This window comes from Marinoscillum sp. HNIBRBA16962 (assembly GCF_057801515.1).
Map to the genome: position 1 here is coordinate 3603085 of NZ_CM173603.1, position 18224 is coordinate 3621308.

At 42.4% G+C, this 18224-nt stretch carries 11 protein-coding genes; all 11 read right to left on the reverse strand.

What is annotated here, in order from left to right:
- Nucleotides 1–102 precede the first annotated feature (102 nt).
- On the reverse strand, nucleotides 103–567 hold the full coding sequence (locus AC3E9V_RS14900) for an RHS repeat domain-containing protein (RefSeq protein ID WP_488748926.1): 465 nt from the start codon (nucleotides 565–567) through the stop codon (nucleotides 103–105).
- 256 nt (nucleotides 568–823) lie between these two features.
- Complete coding sequence (locus AC3E9V_RS14905; protein ID WP_488748927.1) at nucleotides 824–1297, reverse strand: hypothetical protein; 474 nt, start codon at nucleotides 1295–1297, stop codon at nucleotides 824–826.
- Entirely contained in the window at nucleotides 1297–2448 is a 1152-nt protein-coding gene (locus tag AC3E9V_RS14910) for an RHS repeat domain-containing protein (RefSeq protein WP_488748928.1), read from the reverse strand. The genes AC3E9V_RS14905 and AC3E9V_RS14910 overlap by 1 nt, the downstream gene beginning before the upstream one ends.
- Nucleotides 2364–2720: a hypothetical protein gene (locus AC3E9V_RS14915; RefSeq protein ID WP_488748929.1), complete on the reverse strand. Its 357-nt coding sequence runs from the start codon at nucleotides 2718–2720 to the stop codon at nucleotides 2364–2366. Before AC3E9V_RS14915 ends, AC3E9V_RS14910 begins: the two co-directional genes overlap by 85 nt.
- A 50-nt stretch (nucleotides 2721–2770) precedes the next feature.
- Nucleotides 2771–3202, reverse strand: coding sequence for a hypothetical protein (locus tag AC3E9V_RS14920; protein WP_488748930.1), 432 nt, complete (start codon nucleotides 3200–3202; stop codon nucleotides 2771–2773).
- 64 nt (nucleotides 3203–3266) lie between these two features.
- Nucleotides 3267–4292, reverse strand: a complete 1026-nt coding sequence (locus AC3E9V_RS14925; protein ID WP_488748931.1) for an RHS repeat domain-containing protein — start codon at nucleotides 4290–4292, stop codon at nucleotides 3267–3269.
- A 94-nt stretch (nucleotides 4293–4386) separates the two neighbouring features.
- Nucleotides 4387–4593 (reverse strand): hypothetical protein, encoded by a 207-nt coding sequence (locus AC3E9V_RS14930; protein WP_488748932.1) that lies wholly within the window; start codon nucleotides 4591–4593, stop codon nucleotides 4387–4389.
- A gap of 185 nt (nucleotides 4594–4778) precedes the next feature.
- On the reverse strand, nucleotides 4779–5102 hold the full coding sequence (locus tag AC3E9V_RS14935; RefSeq protein ID WP_488748933.1) for a hypothetical protein: 324 nt from the start codon (nucleotides 5100–5102) through the stop codon (nucleotides 4779–4781).
- 74 nt (nucleotides 5103–5176) lie between these two features.
- On the reverse strand, nucleotides 5177–14743 hold the full coding sequence (locus AC3E9V_RS14940; protein WP_488748934.1) for a SpvB/TcaC N-terminal domain-containing protein: 9567 nt from the start codon (nucleotides 14741–14743) through the stop codon (nucleotides 5177–5179).
- Nucleotides 14744–14770: 27 nt separating this feature from the next.
- Entirely contained in the window at nucleotides 14771–16714 is a 1944-nt protein-coding gene (locus AC3E9V_RS14945; protein WP_488748935.1) for a T9SS type A sorting domain-containing protein, read from the reverse strand.
- 110 nt (nucleotides 16715–16824) lie between these two features.
- Nucleotides 16825–18135: a hypothetical protein gene (locus tag AC3E9V_RS14950; protein WP_488748936.1), complete on the reverse strand. Its 1311-nt coding sequence runs from the start codon at nucleotides 18133–18135 to the stop codon at nucleotides 16825–16827.
- Between the last annotated feature and the right edge of the window lie 89 nt (nucleotides 18136–18224).

Sequence of the window (18224 nt, forward strand, 5' to 3'; positions counted from 1 at the left end):
CATGTCGATCTCTAATAGACCTTGACTACCTGAAAGATAAAAAAAGCGTAAAATTCTACTCATAGGTGGTTAAGCTAATTCCTATTCTACGACCGGAATGGGTTATTTTAAAAATCTTTTGACTTCATGATAAATAGAATCGATCTCACCTTTTTCACCGTTGAAATAGACTTTAAACTTTTGACCATTTTTGGGTTTTATCAATAACGCCGATGTAATTTCAAAACCATCCCCATAAACAATTTCAATATTTTCTATTTTGTCATAATAAGCGGACTTAACATAGCTTTCACTAGGCCTATCTTCATTTTGCCAGTGAAGAAGGCTTTTTCTCTGGTAGCGAAATGAGGAATAAAGCCCTGTCTCCTCACCAAGCTCCTTTCCATTGAATTTATATGGTGTCCTATGGGTGTTTGAATGCTCCTCAACAAAAGTCTCCCCAAAAGCAAAATATTCCAGATGCTGATAAACCTCTCCCGTAATATCCGTAATATAACTTGTACTTCCTAAATGATCAGGATGGTAATAAAACTGTAAATTCTCAGCTTCATTCCCCGTTCCCTTCACTTGTCACGGAGGGATCTTGCCGCTCTTGCCTGCAGTCAATATCGTACCATCCGGAGCAAGAAATTTTTGGTTTCGCACAATGCCATCAAATAGCTCCTGATGCTTGGTATTATAGTTGATTTTATCATTGCCTGCTTCTGTGGTCCCTAGCCATTACTATCAAAACCACCGCCCAGCTTACTAACAATGCCCTGGCTTTGTATATAATATTGTTTTACTTAATATCGAATGCACGGATTACAAATCCGAGCAGGAATCACTTCCCAAGATGATACTCAGAGGCTATAAAAAGCATACCACTTTCAATCTTAGTGTTATCCACTAAATACACTAATGCTATTTCATTTAAGTCTTTTCGCCAGATGAGAAATTCGCCTACTTCACTACTATATATAACTTTCGGATCACGAGTATCATTTATCTGGAGTAAAATTTCAACACTTTTCCCGTATTCATATCTAGGGACTGATATTAAAATAAAGTCGTGATATTCTCCTTGATAAACCAAATCATCATTAAGAAATAACTTCATATTATAACTAGCATCCAATTGAAATGGATTATTAAGTACGTTAAAAGCAATTGTATCTGTAAAATCTATGGTTTGATATGTTGATTCATCAATAAATGGTTTATTTATATCTGATGTTAACAAACTATCTTTCATATTAGGATTGTCCGTGCAGCCGCTTATCAATACAATAATCAATATATTTAATGATTCTCTCATTATCTTATAATCCTTACTGTGGTTGCTCTTACTTTTTTTCCATTTATCGATAAATAGCGACTACCAGAACCTTTATAGCCAGTAATCGGCATACTCACTGACCCCCCTGTATTAAAACCGTTTAAAGCTCGATTCATCTTATTAAGGTATGATTCCCCTGAGTTAATCATTGAATAATCAGATTTACCCCAAAAACCCATTACACTCGAGTTGGTTCTGGCTGATATGGCATGTGCTAATGATGAGCTAGGGGTTATTGATGCCGCCATCTGATCAGGGTTTTCCCAAAAATCTGATGGAGTGGCCGCGTTGCAACCGTAGAGTCCTATGTTAGCTGATTTAAAAGCACTGGGGTTTAAACTACCAACATCATTGATTCCGAAATTTTGAGATTTATCTGTAACATCAAGCCACATAGCACCATCCGAACCTCCATGCCCAAAATATGCCATATCTGTAATTTGATCATTTGCTCTGTCAGAACCATTATTTATATAAGATATCAATTGCTTTTTTGTAGATATTTCTTTGAATGAAACACCCATTTCTTTTGCAATTTTTTTCATCTTTTTAAGGTCTCCTTCACTATAATTATTACCCACAACAATCCAAGTTGTTTTCTCATTTTGACTCGATAATTCTTTCAATTTATTAATAGATGTTTCAACAAATTCGTACTTATATTTATTCTTTCCTCCAACCTCATAATCTCCACCTGTTACCACAATATTTTCTAAACCATTAGGGTCAATAAATTTGATTGGGTTATTCATTGCATAAGCAAAGGCCGATGTACCAGGATACTTCTCCGCCAAAGGATCCACACTCAACCAAACACTCGCCTTAGCATCATAATACCTCGCCCCGTAATAATACAAGCCCGTTTCCTCATCCAGCTCCTTGCCATTGAATTTATATGGTGTCCTATGGGTGTTTGAATGCTCCTCAACAAACGTCTCCCCGAAAGCGAAATACTCAAGATGCTGATAAACCTCACCGGTAATATCTGTGATATAACTGGTAGATCCCAGGTGGTCCGGATGATAGTAGAATTGCAAATTCTCAGCTACATTACCTGTTCCTTTAACTTGTCCAGGGGTATTTTTCCACTCTTCCCAGCGGTTAGAACTGTCCCATCGTCTCCAAGCCACTTCAGGTTTTTCACAATAGACTCAATCATTTCCTGCTGCTTTGCTGAGTAATCGATGGCTGTTTCACCATCCCCAGCCTTGGCATTGTTAACCTTGTCCTGCCCACCGCCCAGCTTGCTCACAATCCGCTGACCTTCAATATAAAAATGCTTGGTATAGCCGCCTGATTGAAGTACCATGTAAGGATTAACGTATATGGTATAATTTCCGATGTTTTCGGAGGCAGATTCTTTCTTCCCATTTCGGTGATTGAGAAGAGCTTTGGTAGACAAAACATACTTCCGGAAGCGGATTCTTTCTTTTATTTCAAAGAACAAAAAACTTACTCTCCCAATTCCCCATAAGTTATAATTAATTCTTCTCCATCCATAAAGGTATAGCCTCGTGTATAAGAACCGTACAAGCCATGCATTTCCTTTAATTTTACTTTATATACTTGTGCTCCTGAAGAATTAAATACTTGAGCTTCGCCCTTTTTTAAGAGCTTATCCAGTATAGATAACATACCACTAAAGTAAGCTACGTCGGTTTCTGTAATTTCATAAATTTGCTTCTCACCCTTCAGAAAATTTAATAATGCTTTTTTATCAGACTCTATTTGGCTATTCAGATTTTTTTTAAGTTCTCTATTGAGCATTTCCAATACATTATCACTTTCTAGATAGATTTTGCCTTTTGAAACTGTAATTGCCACTGAAGGTGCTTCTTGCTTATTCAAATTGATAATTCTTTCTTTTAAGCCTTGTTTTTTCATTACAACACATGAACTTATAACCATAAGGTAAAGAAGTAAACATATATAAGTAAATCGTTCCATATCATCTTCCTGAATGGGGTCCAAAATAGTGTTGCTGATAATTTATCTGATCATAATAAGAACCCGTTTGTGAATTGTAATAAAAAGAACTAAATCTACCAGAACCAGGCTTTACAAGCTGCTCCGAACCATACGATGTTCGCAATGGGAGATGCCATTGCGCTCTAATCAGATTTTCTACATGAGATGCATTTAATTCATCCATAGCAAAAAGACCTGAAGAATGAGCTCGAAAATCTGTCATTCCTTGGTTGGAAGTATAGGCATGTCCTAATAACTCATGTCCTAAACCTATAAAGCTTGGTCGCTCAGTATTTCCCGAAGTATTCATTCCCCCTTGTGTACTACCAGGAGACCATTTAATAGTGCCACCAGAACCTACAGTTACTCCAGCAGGTATTGATCCTCCACTTATTTGGGCATTAAGCGCTATTGAAGCTCTACTTTTACTCGAAGGGATAAATTCATTTTTACCCCTTTTTATGGTAAAGTCGTGGTTGCTACTTTCTAAAGTTCTAAGACGGGAAGAACCTTCTGACACACTATTTAAATTATTTAAAGCTTCAAAAGCCTTTGAGGTAAACCCTTTTAAATCTCCTGTATAGGCAGATCCATCTTGGTTATAAAGATTGCCATTTTCATATCTTAAAGTTTGCTTACCTCCTAACCCTAAAAAACCTGTACGCTGTGTGATCCATAAGGAATCCCCATTAACATCAACATATTTGACTGGATTATTAGCTCCGTAGCTATATGGGCTCATCCCAGGATATTTCTCCGCAAATCTGTCAACGGATAACATTGTACTGATTTGAGGTTCCATGTAACGAGCCCCATAATAATACAACCCAGTCTCTTCATCAAGCTCCTTACCGTTGAATTTGTACGGAGTCCTGTGCGTATTACTATGCTCTTCTACAAAAGTCTCTCCAAAAGCAAAATACTCCAGGTGTTGATAAACCTCTCCGGTGATGTCAGTGATATAGCTTGTGGAGCCCAAATGATCAGGATGGTAGTAGTACTGCATATTTTCTGCTACATTCCCGGTTCCCTTTTACCGGGCCGCGTAGGCTTGTCCTGGTGGGCTAGGCGCCCCCGAATCTTACCGCTATTACCAGCAGTTAACACGGTTCCATCATCGTCCAACCACTTAAGGTTTTCACAATAGATTCGATCATCTCCTGCTGTTTGACGGAGTAATCGATGGCCGTTTCACCATCACCAGCCTTGGAATTGTTGACTTTATCCTGGCCACCTCCCAGCTTGCTAACGATGCGCTGTCCCTCGATGTAAAAGTGTTTGGTATAGCCACCAGATTGGAGTACCATATAGGGATTTTACGTAAACCGTATAGTTCGATACTCCCGGAGGCGGATTCTTTCTCCCATTTACGTACACGGCCTGCCCAGTACTTTTCTATCCAGGCACGGAAGGAAGTTACTTCCGTACCAGAGGGGGATTAGGTCGCGTTGCAAACGCGCCCTAGCTGGAGTTTTTACTTTTTCAATAGATTCTAATTATAATTCAATCGTAGTTGTTTGGTTGAATCCAACTTTACGTTTTTGATATATTTTTTGTATTCTTGATAAGTTAAAGTTTTATAATTCAACTCTGCACCTTCATTAATAATTATGTAAGGTGGATCAATTGTACCATCATCAATTAGTAATTGCATATATGAATTAATTTCTTCATCACATATGTCATGTTTATCTTTTAAATACTTTTCTGTATCCATGTAGTAATCATACAAATCTCTTTCGATCTGGCCCAAATCTCGAATTTCATATTTTAACGAATCTTCAATAGCCATTTTTCCTTCTGTGTCGTTATTCAATTTTGATTTGGTTACACAACCACACAAAGTAACAATACAAGTAAATATTACTATTCGCATTATATTCTTCTTATTCAATTCTCATCTAAACTCTTATATACTCTATTATCAGGCTTATCTATTAAAATAGGAGGCCCATCCAACTTGCTTACATTAATTATACCTTGACTATTTTCATCTTTATCCTTATTGTATGCATTTTGATATTTGTTGTAAAGTGAATTTAATTTGCTTAAATATTGACCTGTAGAAACATCTCCTTGTCCTTTAAATATGCCTTTATAAAATTGCATTGCTTTAGGATCACTAAATTCACTAAAGATTGAATAATTAGCTAAATCCATTAACGTATTATCATCAATATTTTTACCAAAGACACCTTCACTGTTCGCAATATCCAAATTTTTTATTGTGTTAACTGCAAATTTTGTTCTTGTACTAATTTGCTTAGCTTGTACAGCAACATCTCTATTTTGTGTATCAATGGCCCTAGCTTCTTGTAAAATATCAGATTTAGCATAACTAAGTGCAATATTGACACCTTCACTTAAGAGTCCAAGGACAGGAGGGCCACCATCCGATCCTGCTAATGAATTAATGTTATCAATTGTTTTTAATCTCTTGGCTCTGTTTATAACATGATCAATCCTTTCCTTACTAGCAGGTCGGTGATAGGCTCCTGAAAAACCTACCTTAATAGTCTCACTTTTTCTATCCAACGAAAGTATAACTGGAATAACATTAGGCTTAGGTCCAACTGGTGAATTTCCGTCAGGATCCATTAAGCTAATAGGATTATTTAGCGTGTAATTATAAGGATTCCATCCTGGATACTTTTCCGCCATCGGATCCACACTCAACCACAAACTCACCTTCGGCTCATAATACCTCGCCCCGTAGTAATAAAGCCCAGTCTCCTCATCCAACTCCTTACCGTTAAATTTATATGGAGTACGGTGAGTATTACTATGCTCCTCTACGAAAGTTTCCCCAAAAGCAAAATACTCCAGGTGCTGATATACTTCTCCTGTTATATCTGTGATGTAGCTGGTACTTCCCAGATGATCAGGATGGTAATAGTATTGCATATTCTCGGCTTCATTGCCAGTGCCCTTCACCTGTCCCGGCGGGATCTTGCCGCTTTTCCCTGCCGTGAGCACCGTGCCGTCATCGCCTAACCACTTGAGATTTTTGACAATGGACTGCTCCATTTCTTCCTGCTTCAGGGAGTAGTTGATGACGTCTCCACCGGCCTTGCTTTGCGACACCTTATCCTGGCCACCTCCGAGTTTGGAGACAATTCGCTGTCCTTCAATGTAGAAATGCTTGGTATAGCCACCAGATTGAAGTACCATATACGGATTTACGTAAACCGTGTAATTTCCGATACTCCCGGAGGCGGATTCTTTCTTTCCATTCACATATACAGCCTGGCCGGTGCTTTTTCCCTTGATCACCCGCTCACCGGAGGCATCGTAAATGTAATGGTTGATGTTGCCCTCATCATAAATGGCGCGGATACGATTTTCTTCATCCCACAAAATCCTACGCTCCTGGCCACTTACATCATCGGTCCAGCCGGTTTGGTTTCCGTTCTTATCATAGGCGTAGCTAAACTGACCAATATGTGTAGGGGCATGTGGTTGCTCCTGCCCGTAAGCATAGGCCATATCATAGGAGGTCTTGTGCTGCGGATTCCAGTCGTTTCCACCGGCTTTGTCGTGGGATTGGGTCTTGTGGGTGATACCGCCCACAGTATTGTACTGCATGGCCAGGCTGTAGCGGTGCTCCTCATTAGGACCGGTGTAGTGCCCGGTGGCGCTGGTCAGTCGGTACAGGTCATCGTACTCATAGCTGTACTCGCTCGCTCCGCCCATAAAGCTGGGTTTAGGTACCGGTGCATTGTTTTTCAGCCCCAGGATGTTGTTTACCTTATCGTACGTATAAGTATTGTCCATAAACAAACGCTTCGCACCTGTAGCAGCCGTCATGTTTTCCAGCCTTCTTCTATCAGATTCGTAGCTGTAGGTCATTTTACTGCCATTGCCATAGGCCAGGAATACCCGCTGCTCAAACTTGTCATAGCCCAGCTGCTTCACATAGTAATATTTGCGTCCTTTTTTGACTCCAGTCATCGAGTTCAGCAATCCGCCTTCATTGTATTCATAGGTTACCTCTTCGCCATCGGGGTAGATCATGGAGGTAAGGCGGTTCCAGGTATCGTAGGTCCACTCGGTCGTAAAAGTCTGCTCGTCAAATTTCGGGATCACCACGGTGCGAATGTTTTTCACTACTTCTCCCAGCGGGCCGTAGAAAAACTCCTGTGCCCCGGTGGCATCTTCCTGCAGCACGATGCGTCCGGCGCGGTTGTATTCAGCACCTGCTTCTCCGTAGGTGTAGTGCACATCATTTTCGGGGTTTTCAGGATAGCTGATATCCGTGAGCCGTTCAAATTCATAGGTGTATTTGATTGGTCCCCCTGCCTGCGCTGAAGCTCCGGCAGACGAGCCCTGTTCAGCAAGATTAGCAGTAAGTAGTTCGGTCAGGTTGCCAGCCAGGTCATAGCTGTAGGTGGTCACTCCCGCATCCGGATGATCACGGCTCACCCTGCGACCAAAAAGATCGTATTCAGAAGAGGTGGTATATCCCAGGTCATCGGTAGCAGCCACCTGCTCGTTGATGGCATTGTAGGCAAAGCTGGTCCATACCGGACCTTCGGAGGTTACGTTTTTCACGGCTGTCACCCGCCCGCGCACATCGGTAAACTGCTCGGTCACTATGCCATTGGCATCAGTCGTTTGGGTCATAAACTGGCTTTTCCCGTCCCGGTCGTCTCCAAAGCCATATGCTGTTTTGGTTTCTGCCAGATCCGGTAATGTTACGGAAATGGCCCGGTTCAATACATCATATTCGGTTTTGGTGGGCAGCGCGTCCTGATCAAAGTCTTCATTAAAATAACCCTGGTTATTGATTGCTTCTACTACCGGATAATAAGCTTCTGTCGTACGCCCAAAAGCATCAAATTTCACCCGGCCGGAAACGATCATCATTTCTTCGTCCGGTTGTCCGTCTCCCTGGTTAATGGCCCCGTCTTTTTTGGTTTGCAGAACTCTTCCCAGTCCATCTACAAAGATCGCGGTTTCCATTTCATTTTGCGGGTTGGACGGATCGTAGTGCTGCGTTAAGGCCCAGGGGATGGCTCCTTCCGTACCACCATCCGGGTGATAGAAAAACTTCAATGTAAACCCGGAACCATTGGCCCGCTCATAAGGTCCGGTGATCTTGGTTACCCTTCCTTTGGCATCCAGTTCGTAAACGATCTGTTGCTCGTTGAGGTCTGTGGAAGTAAGTACCTGCCCGAACCGGAAATCATAAGTGGCTGAAGAGGTATACCCATAGCTATTGCTTACATCAGTGGTGTAGGTATTTACCACCGGATCATAGGTGTACTCCATGCTGAGCCGTTCACCATTACTGTTTTCCGGGCGGGTGATCCTCGTCAGGTTGCCAAAGGCATCGTACTCCATATCGTGAACTGCTGCTGTCTCACTACTCAGATACTGCCGGATCTGCGTAACATTCCCGGTCGTTTCATTGATGTCGGCTTCCCGCTTTCGGTAGAGTGTACCGCTCGCCCCGCGCACTTCGATGGACTTTGGCATACTAACCAGGTAATCGTTATCTGAGACTACTTCATGGTAATCGATAGCAGCCACCAGATCATCCTCATTGCCTTCATCTCCCTCATCTGAAAAGTCCGTAACATTGCCATACTGATCATAATCGTAGGTCATTCGGGTTGTTTTCCCGGCATCACTTTCTCCTTCATAAAATCGCTGAACGGTCTCCACCAGCGCCGGGAAAGCATTGCCGTCATCTGCTTCCAGGCCAGATCCTGACAACTCATCTCCGGTAAAAATGTCCCTGAATTCATAGATGTTTTCTTTTTCCACATACTTTTTGCTAACCGAATCAGTCATTACTTCTGTAGCCAGCAGCCCTTTTTCATAATAATTATCATTTTTGAAGGTCTGCTCCACAGCGGTATAAAGCGCTCCGTTTTCGTCAAGGGTCCGGGTGATGACTTTTTCAAATCCATAAAATTCACGCTCACGCCGATCATGGAAGCCACCTTCATAGGTATAGGCCGTCCGTAAGGTATCTACCCCATCCCCGCTGAATCCGTCATACACTTCCACTTTGCTGAGCGTCCAGACGGTACCCGGATGGTCATAGGTACTTCCTTCTGGTTTATAATCGAGGGTAAATGATGCTCCCAAAGGCCGGTGGACGGTCTTGAGCATATTTGTCCGGCGGATTTTTGAACTTTTATACTTAAGCTGTCCATCGTTTATGGACTCCACAAAATCCGGGTAACCGTCTCCATCTATATCACGAATTCCGTTTTGCTCACGTGTTATACTTGAACCACCATAAAAACTAGGGTTAACCACTAACTTCATGGGAGGAGCAATATTTATTGGAAATCCTACAGTAAAGGCTCCGTTTGCTGAGAATCCCGCGGTTCTACTTTCCCCAACATCAGAAATCTCACTCCAGGCAAAGGGTTCGGAAAAAGATCCACCCTGATTAAACCGAACAAAAACTGTATTTCCGGATCCGGTTCTTACTTCAAATATAGCATCTGCCAATCCATCTCCATTCACATCCTGAAGTCTGAAGTCTGAATGGTTTTCTGATCTGGAAAGACTAATTCCGGCACTAATACTTCCTTTTAATATATCTACTCCTAATCCTCCACCATAGCTCTTACTACTTCCCACTTGAATATCTCCTAAATCCCATTCTTCAGACGGTGCAAATCGGTATCCAAGGTTTAAAGCAACAGAGACTTTATCATCTTTCTCTACCTGGGTCAGCCTGTCCGGAAGACCGTCCCCATTAATATCTGCGAAAGTATGCCTTGTCCTGCTATCTCCCAGGCCATAGTTCCCACTTAAGCCTACAGAATTCTTACCACTTCCTACAACCACTCTTACCTTTCCAATTCTGGTTTCATATGGTTGGGTTTCTGCAGTTACCATGGATCCTGATAAACTCACACCTTTACTCGTGGAATAATTTTCATGCGTAAAGTCACTAAAACCATGTTCTTTAAACCCTGATAGCAACCCACCTTGATAGCTTGTATATTGTACCTTTTCCGGGGTAACTACATCAGGATACCTATCCCCATTCATGTCCATAAAGTCCAAAAGAACCTTATTAGGACCAAAACTGGTATTCCCGTTTACTCCTCCGCCAAAACCACCTCCGAGATCAACACTAATACCCCCTGACAGGGAAGTATTGTTGCTTACAGAGATTTTCTTTACCGCAAAACCACCTCCACCTTCTTCTTCAAGTGGCGGAATATCATCAACACCTAATCTGGAACTTTGAATAGTAAGTCCATCAAGAAGAGTAAAATTATCATAGCCCTGCCACCCATTTCCAGAGGGGATCATTACAATAAATTTCTCATTCGCTGGGCTAAAACCACTATTTTCCAACTGTTCAATATCCTTACCCTTAAAATCGTCTTCTTCCAGACCAGTAAGGCTGTTACTTATTTTTAGAGCATCCTGATCAATTGGCGAATCGGCCAATTGCCCATTACCATTATATGAAAATTGGCCCCAACCTTTGAAAAGATGACCAAAGGTCTTATTCCCCTTGTTATAATAATACCCAAAGTCAGTATCGACCAAAGTGTCATCAACGATTACATCCAGTTTCAGCTGCTTAAGGAGACTATACAATACAGAGTCCTTTGCCGAAAACTCAAAATAGAATGCCTCATCTTTTTTTATGGCTCCCGTAAAAGTACGTATCCCTATTAAAGTATCTCCAGCTATAATGTCCAGAGTATCTTTAAACATCAGAGAATCAGCAGTTTTGATGGTAAAGGTCAATCGGCCCGTACTACTTACTAGTGGTACTTCCTCTAATGATAAATAGGGTTTTACTCTTAAGGATACAGAATCCTTTTCTCCCATTAAAGGATGAGATGGGAATTGTACGCCGGAGTACATATAATAATCCGGTACTGGTTTGAAAGTGATTAATGGTACAAGGTCTTCTGCATCGGGATTTTCAAACACCTGAACATCTTCATTGTCAACACCAGTGTAATAAATAAACGGATCAAACACCATTTCCGACCAGTCAACATTACTATCAGTGAAGAACTGAATTTTCAGAACATCATTAGAATCAACCGGAATAACCTTATTAATGAACGTATCCACCAGGGAATCAGGGCTAAATTCACCTCTCCATATTTCTTCGGCAGGGCCTGATTCTGAATTTAGGGTAATCAATCCTGTGAGGTGATCAGATATTTTTGGCTTGATAAAAGGGCTTTCCAATACGAGTTCACCCTTATATGGCATAGCAATTTCCTGCTGACCAGCCAATACAAAATCTTCTTCACTGCTAAAATATCCCCGTGGTTTTCCATAAGTGTTTAAAACCTCCGGTTCATGGTCCAGGTATTCAATGGTAGGAGCCCACAGGACCTGATCATTGAACCCATTTTCCACCGACTGGACTCTGAAAAATACTTTGGCCCCTTTTTCTACATTGGTACTGGTTTCAAATGGCTTTTCTGTATAATCGCCCGCTTCAATACGTTGGCTCCATTTCTCCTCATCTCCCACCTGAACTTTAACGGTGACCCCATCCAGATTCTCCCCATCAGGATCGATTGGCTCAATGAGCTGAACAGGGGCATCAATACGAATACTTCCTGCATAAGGCGCTATCCACATTCTTACCACATCATGCAAGGGATTTTGATTGATCAGATCAATTCGCTCCTGAGGATCCGTTTCGATCAACCCACCCTCAACACCTTCTCCATCATTAATAGCATTGGGTGTTCCATAGCTATTTGTACTAAAACTAATATGGCCTGTCTCCGTATCTAAATGGTTAAACCACACCACCCCATTATCAACAATATCCGGAAGCTGATCGCCGTTTACTTCGCTAAAGTATGTAGACGTTTTTGACTTGGTTCGGCTATGACCCCCTGAAACGAAAGCCGGCCCAAACTGAGCCTGAATCCCCCCGTTAATAGTTGAGCTTTCTTCCTGATAAAAACTCTCTTTATCGAATTCAATAGGTAAAGGATCTCCAAATTTATGAGTACCTGCAGCCTGAAGTAAGTTAGGTCGATAATAAAACTGATCATCTTCATCCAGAAATATTTTATCAGGTAGACCATCTCCATTGATATCCATCATGGTTATTATTCCGAAGCTGTTACTCTTCCCATACCCAAAATTTGCTGTCACCGAATTGCTTTTATCCCAGAATCTCCAATTAAAGCCTACCCCAACTCCGGTACCAAATCCATGGTTGTTGGATCGGGTACCGCTTAAAGCAGTGACTTTCCCCTTAAAATCTTCTTTTCTAGCATCGAAAACACCTTTTAAATCATCAGCATCAATGCCCCAGGTGGTAAACTCCTGATCATAAGGCTTATAATTTCCCGCCGCATCCACATCATCATAGTACTCCATGGTATGAGTAGTAAATAGCTCACCTGCCGCATCGTATTCATCGATCTGTGTAAGCAAGGTCTTGGAAAAAGCTCCTTTCCCGTATATCAGGTCATAGCTGCGTATGGTCTTTTCTCCATCATGTTTCAACACAATATCAATCCGCTCTAATAAGTCAGCTGTTACTCGCTTAAAACCAAGCCTCCCATCAATCGAAACATCATCCCTGCGATCACCGGTCCGGTCAAAACGTACTTCATACTTTCCTTCCGTCTGATTATGCCCTGTATAAGTAATACGAGTACAATAAATTTCATGCCCCTGCACACCTGCTTCCGGATCTTCAAATCCGCTATCTTTTACTTTCTCATAATGGTAGCGAACAAAATTATTATTGAGGTCGCGTACTTCAAGCAGCTGCCATTGTGCTACAGCTCCCGTATCCAGGCCTGTTCGTAAGACCGCAGACTCTACCAAATTCTGCCCCGGTAGGCCACCGTAGAAATATTTGGTCCCACTTTTATCAGTGACTTCCCACCAGTAATCCTTCGGGCCATCTCCATGCCGTTCTATTTTCTGAAATCCACCTTCAACACGAGGATAAAACTGCTTCGTACCAGTACTTCTTGTTTCCCATTCGTCTCTATGGGCTACCGGGGTAAGTTGGCTGCCATTAAGCAGATAAGTTTCACTTTCATAATCAGGGTCATAGCGTGGCACTCCCCAGCGGGTATCAATGGAAACAGAGGGTATTGATAGCGACCACCCCAGTCCCAGCCAGCCATTGCCTCCACCATTGCTATAGCTCAGAGCCAGCCGGGGCTGCATACCGGCTCTGCCCGCCGGAAGGTTCAGCGGATAGCTGATGTTGGCATTCCCCATACTGTTAGCCGAAGGGGGTTGCATCAGGTTGATCCCGGCTGTAGGGTTAGCGGCTTTGATCCCCTTCATGGAGGTGCTGTTGTAAGCGGCTACTTCCGGCGATTCCGGCACTTTGATGATCCCATTGATCATATCGGTAAAGTGGGTAGTAAAGGAACGCAGCGTACTGTCGGATGTTAACACCGAATCCACGGGCAGGGCTACCCAGTGATGAGTGCCCTCATCAAAGAAATAAGTACGGATATCTTTTTCCGTATATCCTTCTGGTATTTTGCAGGGGTCATAGCCTATTTCCACCTGCACCTTATCTGTAAATACTGTACCATGCGGCAGGAACCGATACCCGCTAAAACCTTTGGTGACATTAACCATGCCCGGGTCTAATGGAGGCATATCTACATTCCTCAAAGTAGTAATGGAAAGGGTGGACGAGGCATCCAGCGCCTGGTCCGAAAGCTGTAATCCAGCCCCGGAAAATTGAAAGGAGCCGGCTTCATGGGCCTGAAATGGTTGAAAAGCACTGGTGCCTTTTTCTTTAGCTGTTAAAAAGAAATCCGTCACATTGGCCTCATCAAACTCCAACTCCTGACAAACCTGCTCTCCATCCGGATATGTAGCTTCCACAGTAATAGCACTTGCCCTGGCATTTTCAAACGGCTGAACAAATTCAAAAGAACCGTCAGTAACAGCAACCTTTTTCCCGTCAATGGTAAGGGTTGTTTTCTTTGAAGCTTCTCCCGTGATGTATCCACTTAAGTAGATCCCATCACCTGTGAATGCACTTTTTCCAATCACCAACTCTCGCTGAAAATCAGACTCTTCCAGCTCGATACGAACGTTTTTGACCCGATAGGAAAATTCACCATTCTCCGGCACACCAAACCGGATGATATTCTCTCCTTCTTTTAGCCACCTGGGATCAACCGGCTCTATTTGTTGAGACCATTCTTCACTTAGTCTGCCTGCATATCCACCTGTTGCCAGCTGGTCATTGATACTCCTGGATACACCCACATGGTCTGCCAGTCCATAGACCTCATAAACCAGCCATGCCCTTTCAGAACCACATAGCTCCTGAGCCAAAGTGACGTGGAAGATATTGTCTACTGGGTTATCTACAGACGATTCCGCTGACGAACCAATTAGTCCCTCATTTGAATCGGTGGATGAGTGGATCATTGCTGATGCTGACGATCCAAATAATACAGTGATTTTAAGTAAAGTGAGTAAGGATAAAAACGGTAATTTCATGGTTAGGTAGCTGGTGAAAAAATGAGTTTACTGTTTAATTACTTTTTTGGTTAAGACCCCTTCCGGTGTTTCTATGGAGATCATATACATCCCTGATCCAGGCAGATGTCCTTCGAATCTATATTCACGTTGTCCGCTATGCTCCATCCTGGCTTCCAGATTTCCGGACATACTAAATACATTGATATATACAGCGTTCTCCTGATCGAGGGATACATTGACACTATAAAAGCCATCAGTGGAAATCGATGGATATACAGCCACCTTTTCAAATGGAGAGCCGGAGACTATCAACTCTTCTGAGAAGACGCACCCTTCCTCATTGGTTACATTCAGGCTGTAAATACCGGATTCTGTTATTGAAACCTCAGGTCCCTGGCTCCTGAAACCAAAGTTATTAGTCCACTCAAAGGTTACGTTCAGGCTGTCTGCCACATAGTCCCGGGCGTCCAGACGTATCGAATCCATTTCCTTCAGGTCTTTTTCGGTTCCCAGGTCAAAAGCAATAGCATCCTGCACCTCTATGGAAAATGTGCGTTTATATTCTGACCCGTTGGCATCTGTGATCAGAAGCTGATACTCTCCCGCGTCCAGGCCGGTTTCAGTCACATAATCCCCTCCGCTGAAAAAATGATCATAATTGCTTTTCCTCCTAATAACCCGGTATCGAAAAGGGGCCTTACCGGCAATGACCTTAAAGGAAGCTTCTCCCGTTCCAGGTGCTGTACACAAAGGCTTTTGGATGTCCTGAACCTTTGCTAGCAGTGGCTGAACGTGCGCAAGACTGAATGCATCGGTCCCGGACAAGTCGGTATCCCATTGAATGCTATGGAAAAAAGCGATGCTATCATTATTGATACTGTCCGGCAAAATAAATTCCAGCTGATCTGTCTGAAATTCAGTTCCTGACCGGTTAATCACTAACCAATAACCAAGTGAATCATAGGGCAATTGGGTTAGATCCAGTTGTAAAGTAGTTTCGATAGTGCTGGCCGTTTCCCCCTTGACAGAAACAAGCCACCTTCTGTCCAACACCGGTAGACCTGTCTGGGAATCAGGAATGTCCATGACATGGGCTCCCTTATTATCACCTATTACTATAAAATCCAGGTTATTCAGTGCCTTACTATTCTGTTCATTATCTACAGCAAGCGGCCCTGCACCAAAGCTTATAAAGGTGGTGGTATCAAGGCTGTTGATGGTTTGTTTTTGGTTAAGCCCAAACCCATCATCTCTGCCTATACCAATGATATTGTGTCCGAATTCCTCAAATTTTTTCCGATCCCAAAGGACCGTTTCGGAAGAGCTCACATAATTGCCTGTAGCCTTGCTGATCCCGTATTTTAATGACAGATAGGTTTCTACCTGAACTCGTTCCAGGAAGCTCAATACCCGGTCAAACAAGATAAATTCAGAAACATGGCCAGTGAATGATTTTACATCACCGTTGCTTTTGGTTTTTCCAATTACAATAGAGGCTGCTTCACTCAGCTCTTCATCTTTATCCCAGCGCTGAAATACGGTACTACTTGAAGGTAATCCTTTAAATACATCGTATGCATCATAGGCGCTATCCGGTCCCAGAGCTTTTTGAGTTGTTAGCAAAATGTTTCGGGATAGTGTGTTTTCCGATGACCATACTACACTTTCCAATGAATCATACGAATGAAAAACCGTAAATATGGTTAGGTCTGACAGACTGTCCACATTAAATGGTATTTCCAGATAAGCACCTTGCTCAAAAAGAACGGACTGATTAAAATTTAGTGAGCCGCTTTGGACCTGATCCGAGAAATAACCATCATGATTGTAGCCACTGTAATCCCTCCAATAGTTATTGATCACACTGGAATCAGACTGTACTTTTAACCAAATTTTGGGATGAACTAACGGATCTGAAAGCTGGGCAGACGCGGAAAATGCAATTATTGCGGCCAAAAATGTGGCCACTTTTGGGAGACGGTAATTCATAATACATAGCTGTTGAAAAAATAAATATACTACTGAATACGTCAAACATCATAATGGTAACCAAAAAAAGTACTAAAATTGATAGGTGACTCTCTGAATCACCTGTCAGCCTAAAAACTAACCTGATACTGTAATACTGCCATCCCTTTACGAGCATCAGCCACAATATTGGCGGCTTCTATTTCATAAGTTGGACGGCTTTGATACATAAGGCTCAATTTACTTGCGTGGCTTCCGGAAGTCAGCAGGTTAGCTCCTACCTCATACATGAGCATTCCATCACTCAAATAATCATAATCAGAGTACTGCAACGAGGCAAAGGGCTGAAACTTACCTCCCTGAGTCATAAAATCTTTGCCAAATAAATAACCAAACTGAGCATAAAAAGTGTTGCCGGTACCCACCATAGGAAATGCATTACCTGCACCACCCGGATTTGGTGAAGATAGCCCTGTTGCTACACCGTTTACCCCTACATTTCGGATATACCCATTTCCAAAGTCATAATTTGTAAAAGCTGCATAAGCTGTAATAGTACTGTTTTCGTTGATGGGCTCGTCATAGAAAATATCTGCTCCCAGCAACAGCATGTCTCCATAGGTGGTCTCTCCGTTATTATCCAGCGCCCACATAGCCGCTCCCTGATAGATGATACCTGCTCCAATATTGAATATTCGCTTTTTACCAAGGTAGGCACCTGCCTGATAGGGTGTAAGATTGGATTCCTTATCCAAAAACATGTATTTAAAGTATCCCTGTATTTGTTTACCCGGAGCGCCATTAGCAAAGGAAAATTGCGTACTAAGCGGTTCTGTCTGGGAATCCGTCAGCCCGCTAACAGACATGGGTTGAGTAAGGGCTACCCGGTAATCCAGTTTCCCCAGCTGCCCTTTGGCATAGACACTTAACTTTCTGATAAACTGATCATTTACCCCGTTAGTAGCCTGCTGATATAGCGGTGCATCGAGTGACAGGATAGAGCCAATGCTGGGAGAAGCATACCGTGTCAAACCACTCCACCCGGTAAGTCCACCCCCTATCGATAACGATTCTTTAACTACAGCATACTCCAAAACCGCATCATGAAAGAATGCACCCGTATATTTTTCCGAATGGAAAAGGAAATTGTTCTGACCAAACTGCGTATAGAAAAAAACCCGGTCAGTTAGTTGAGCTATTACCTGAAATCGCAATCTCCTGATACTTATATCGGTATACTGGTCTGTATCCTCACCATTGATCGTACTCCCGTTATTTAAGTCTGTATGCCTTAACCATATCTGGCCTAGCCCAGTAAACTTCACATAGCGATCACCACTTTCATCCAGCAATAACCGGACATCACTCCTCTCTTTATCCTGTGCCGACGAAGAAAAAACTATCAGAAAGGTTGTAAATACTACTACTATCTTGAACTTCATAAACATTAAGAGGTGCCTTTGGTGGACTGAAACACACCTCACTTTATTTAAGGGTTAACAAATTTTACTTACAACAAAAGTATTAGAAA

What these genes read in the sequence shown, in the direction of transcription:
- AC3E9V_RS14905 (WP_488748927.1), bottom strand. Translation starts at nt 1,297, where the DNA reads ATGAGAGAATCATTAAATATATTGATTATTGTATTGATAAGCGGCTGC.
- AC3E9V_RS14920 (WP_488748930.1), bottom strand. Translation starts at nt 3,202, where the DNA reads ATGAAAAAACAAGGCTTAAAAGAAAGAATTATCAATTTGAATAAGCAA.
- AC3E9V_RS14925 (WP_488748931.1), bottom strand. Translation starts at nt 4,292, where the DNA reads ATGCAGTACTACTACCATCCTGATCATTTGGGCTCCACAAGCTATATC.
- AC3E9V_RS14930 (WP_488748932.1), bottom strand. Translation starts at nt 4,593, where the DNA reads ATGGTACTCCAATCTGGTGGCTATACCAAACACTTTTACATCGAGGGA.
- AC3E9V_RS14940 (WP_488748934.1), bottom strand. Translation starts at nt 14,743, where the DNA reads ATGAAATTACCGTTTTTATCCTTACTCACTTTACTTAAAATCACTGTA.
- AC3E9V_RS14945 (WP_488748935.1), bottom strand. Translation starts at nt 16,714, where the DNA reads ATGAATTACCGTCTCCCAAAAGTGGCCACATTTTTGGCCGCAATAATT.
- AC3E9V_RS14950 (WP_488748936.1), bottom strand. Translation starts at nt 18,135, where the DNA reads ATGAAGTTCAAGATAGTAGTAGTATTTACAACCTTTCTGATAGTTTTT.